General features: G+C 46.9%; 3 protein-coding genes. All 3 read left to right on the forward strand.

Annotation, left to right across the window (positions count from 1 at the left end):
* On the forward strand, nucleotides 1–357 hold a 357-nt coding region (locus KGY70_18125), incomplete at its 5' end, for an alpha-L-rhamnosidase (GenBank protein MBS3777119.1).
* Complete coding sequence (locus KGY70_18130) at nucleotides 354–1,979, forward strand: arylsulfatase (GenBank protein MBS3777120.1); 1,626 nt, start codon at nucleotides 354–356, stop codon at nucleotides 1,977–1,979. The genes KGY70_18125 and KGY70_18130, both read left to right, overlap by 4 nt.
* A 93-nt stretch (nucleotides 1,980–2,072) precedes the next feature.
* A partial coding sequence (locus KGY70_18135) for a hypothetical protein (protein ID MBS3777121.1) occupies nucleotides 2,073–4,099 on the forward strand: 2,027 nt, incomplete at its 3' end.

A 4,099-nucleotide genomic window follows, 5' to 3' on the forward strand; every position in this document is an offset into this window, starting at 1 on the left:
ACTCCGGCCTATATTATTCCCCGGAAAATTTTTGGCATTGAACCATTGGAACCTTCTTTCCGCAAAATACGCATCAAACCCCAGCCGGGTGACTTAGAGCAGGCAGAAATAAAACACCCTACCATCAGGGGATCAATAGAGATAAAATTTCAGAATCGCGGGGATATTTTCTCTATGGATGTAAAACTTCCCGCCAATACCCAATCGGATATCTGTTTGCCCAAAAAGTTCAGAGAATACAGTCTTTTTAAAGACGGAGAAACCGTCAAAGGCAGGGAACAGGAGGATCGCGTGTTAATTGAAGATGTCAGCCCGGGAGAGCATTCATTTGAAATAAAAAAGGAGGAATCATTATGAAAATAAGAAAGGTTTTAATAGTTTTTGTATTGGCTATGATCTCCCAGGTTATCCGGTCTAAGGCATCGGAATCCTCGCAGCCTGATGATCCGCCGAATATTGTACTGATTATGGCTGATGACCTGGGCTACTCCGACCTGGGCTGTTATGGCGGGGAGATTGAAACCCCTAACCTGGATTCGCTTGCTGATAATGGACTACGCTTCACCCAGTTTTACAATGAAGGCCGTTCCTTTCCTACCCGTGCTGCTATACTGACCGGTTATTACGCTCAACAAAATCCCGGTAAGTGGGGTTATTTATTGCCCCATCACCTTGATCAGGCAGGTTATCAAAGCTATCACAGCGGTAAATGGCATATTGGCAATGCTGAACCGCCGGTTGCTCAGGGAGGTTTCGATCGATCTTATTGGACCACTGATCATAACCGCCATTTTTCACCCGAAACGCATTATTTAGACGATCAAAAATTACCCCCTGTTGAAGCGGATAGGGATTATTATTCCACCACTGCCATAGCAGATTATTCCATTAGGTTTCTGGAAGAGCATCAGCGGCAATATACAGATTCCCCGTTTTTCTTATATACTGCCTTTATTGCACCCCATTTTCCATTGCAGGCTCCACAGGAGGACATTGATAAATATCGGGACCGTTATCTGAATGGCTGGAACGCCCTCAAAAGAGAGCGATATGCGCGGCAGAAGGAGCTTGGCTTTGATCTCGGCGAGAACAGTCCCTTTGAGTACCATGTCACTGCTCCATGGAGCTGGCCTGAAAAATGGCTAAAGGATACCATCCCGGGAGAGATGCGTTATGCCAAACCCTGGTATCAGCTAACCAAAAAACAACAGCACCTTCAGGCTACTAAGATGGCCATTCACGCCGCTATGATTGACCGCATTGATAAGGAAGTAGGCCGTATATTGGATCAGCTCAGAGCTATGGGAGTGGCTGAAAACACGCTGGTTCTGTTTCTCTCCGATAATGGAGCTAGTGCAGAGCAGATTATCCGTGGCGACGGACACGATTCCAACGCCCCTCTCGGATCAGCAGAATCCTACCTTTGTCTTGGTCCTGGGTTTTCTACTGCCAGCAACACACCGTTTCGCCGTCACAAGTTTTGGACCCATGAAGGAGGTGTTGCTACGCCCTTGATTGCATATTGGCCAAATGGGATTGGAGATAAGGGAGCGTTTCGTCATTCGATGGGCCACGTTATAGATTTAGTTCCGACCTTCCTGGATCTTGCAGGAATTGAGCGTCTAAAAGAGCGTAATGGATATGAGTTACCGCCAATACAGGGCCGTAGTTTGGTTCCCTTATTTGCAAAAGATCAGAAAATACATCAAGAACTTTACTTTAATCATCGTGGCAATAAAGCCCTCCGCCAGGGAAAATGGAAGGCGGTAATTTCCTCTGACATAGATGGCAGGTGGCAGCTTTATAACATGGAAAAAGACCGCACCGAGCTGAATAATTTGGCGGATGATTTCTACAGGTTTGGCGATCCTTCCTGGAAAGAAGCAAAACAGGAACGCCTCGAGCAAATGAAAGCCCGCTGGAAGGAGCTGAATGAGCTTTATCAGGATCAAGGGAAGGTTGGACTGGATAAGGAATAAAAAACAGGTGTTAATCTTGCTGATGATCAGGTTTTAGAGCGCCCTATAGGCTAAGAAACAACCAAATTATCTCATATAAAATATTCAGATTTTATGAAAATATCACGCCGCCGTTTTTTTCAGATGTTATCCCTGTCTTCTTTGAGCATTGCAACATTTCCCCTCTACAGCATGAAGGGTAAAAAACAGGGAAGAAAATATTATTCAGAGAAACCGATTGATTTAACCACCACTCCGGAATGGACACTGCCGGATGCTTTCATGAGATCCGGGAAGTCCGGTGGTCCATTCGGATGGCCTGAAGTAAGGCCGGAGGCAAAACCCGGTGCCTATTGGTGGTGGCCCGGAAGTGCGGTGACCAAAAAAGACCTTACCTGGAACCTTGAAACCTATCACAGGGCAGGCTGGGGTAATATGGGAGTCATAGGCATTTACGGTGTCAAAGGAGAAGAAGAAAATTTCATTGATGTCTTCTCACCCCAATGGTTCGACATGTTTAACCATGCTTTAAAAGAGGCTGAAAGGCTGAATATGAATATTGATCTGACCCCTTCTTCAGGATGGCGGTGGGGCGGACCCCATGTTACCGAACAGTATGGGGAGCAATCGTTTTCTGTGAAAAAGGGTCGAATTCAGGCAGAGAAGCTTTCAGCAAAAGTCAAGCGTGCCGGTCCGGGAGGCAAGGGGTTGTGTATTAATCCTTATTCACCGGCAGCGGTAAATCATCATCTGAACTGGTTTGAAAAGAAATTTAAAGCAGGACAGGGAGTCCCACCGAGGGCTTTTTACTATGATTCCTTTGAGAATCCGGGCAACTGGTGCCCGGAACTGCCGGAGGCTTTCAGAAAGCTGAGGGGATACAAACTGGAAGATTATGCAGAAGCCCTTGGAGGAGAAGGTGAAACCGAAAAGATACGGCGAGTCATATGCGATTACCGCGAAACCCTTTCGGACCTGTTGATTGGTCGTGTCAGGAATATTGTAAGGTGGGCAGAAAATTATGGTAGCGGATTGCGCATGCAGGCCCATGGAGCACCTGCCAATCTGCTGGATATGTATGGAGCTGCCCAATTCCCGGAGACAGAAATATTCGGAGCCAATAAGTTTGATATTTCCGGGTATCGCCGCGACCCTAAATGGTGCAGGTATGAAGGAAAGATTGATCTGATCAACCAATTTGCCTCCTCTGCGGGCCATGTAACAGGGAAAAATGTGATCATCTCGGAGAGTTTTACCTGGCTGCGCAACCATTACCACACCGCCCTTTCTCACATTAAAGCAGAAGCAGACAACCTGTTTATAAACGGGATCAATGGTATCTATTATCACGGTATATGCTATGCTCCTGAAAATACAGCCTGGCCGGGATGGCTGTTTTATGCCTCCACGCAGGCCAATTATCGTAATTCTATCTTCAGGGATATCCCGGTGCTGAATGCCTATATTACCCGTTGCCAGAGTGAGCTGCAAAGTGGCCGCCCTTATAATGATGTGCTTTTGTATTGGCCCCTATATGACCTGTGGATGGGAGACGGAAATGAGGAATTGCGTTTTCCGGTGCATCATACCGGATGGATCGAGGGAACCCCCTGCGGAGAAGCCGCTCACTGGATGATCCGCAAGGGCTATACCTTCGACTTTCTTTCAGACAAACAATTGGAACAAACCGGATTTAAACAGGGTTCCCTTATTACAGCGGGCGATTTGTCCTACCGCACCCTTTTGATTCCCGCGGCGACTTATATGAAACATGCTACTTTTCAACATCTGGTTGGACTGGCAGAAAAAGGGGCCACTGTTCTTGTCTGGAAGCAATTGCCCAAAGATGTCCCTGGCTGGTATGAACCCGATTCCCGGAGGCAAAAGCTGATGAGTTTGCAGGAAGGATTATCCTTCGATTCAAAAGGTGTTGCGCAGGTTGGCGCCGGACAACTCATTCTCAGTGATCAACTGGACCATTTGCTAGCCATGACAGATATTGACAGGGAACCAATGGCAGATAAAGGTGTGAGATTTATTCGCCGGAAATGGGATAAAGGCATATCCTATTTTATTTCCAATCAAACGGCCGGAAAAGTGGATGGATGGACAGGACTGGGGGCGTCCTGTAAATCTGCCGT

The sequence above is a fragment of the Bacteroidales bacterium genome (assembly GCA_018334875.1).
Taxonomy (GTDB): Bacteria; Bacteroidota; Bacteroidia; order Bacteroidales; family UBA12077; genus JAGXLC01.

Bases quoted from the DNA above. Each gene is read 5' to 3' on its own strand.
- KGY70_18130 (MBS3777120.1), top strand. From the start codon at position 354: ATGAAAATAAGAAAGGTTTTAATAGTTTTTGTATTGGCTATGATCTCC.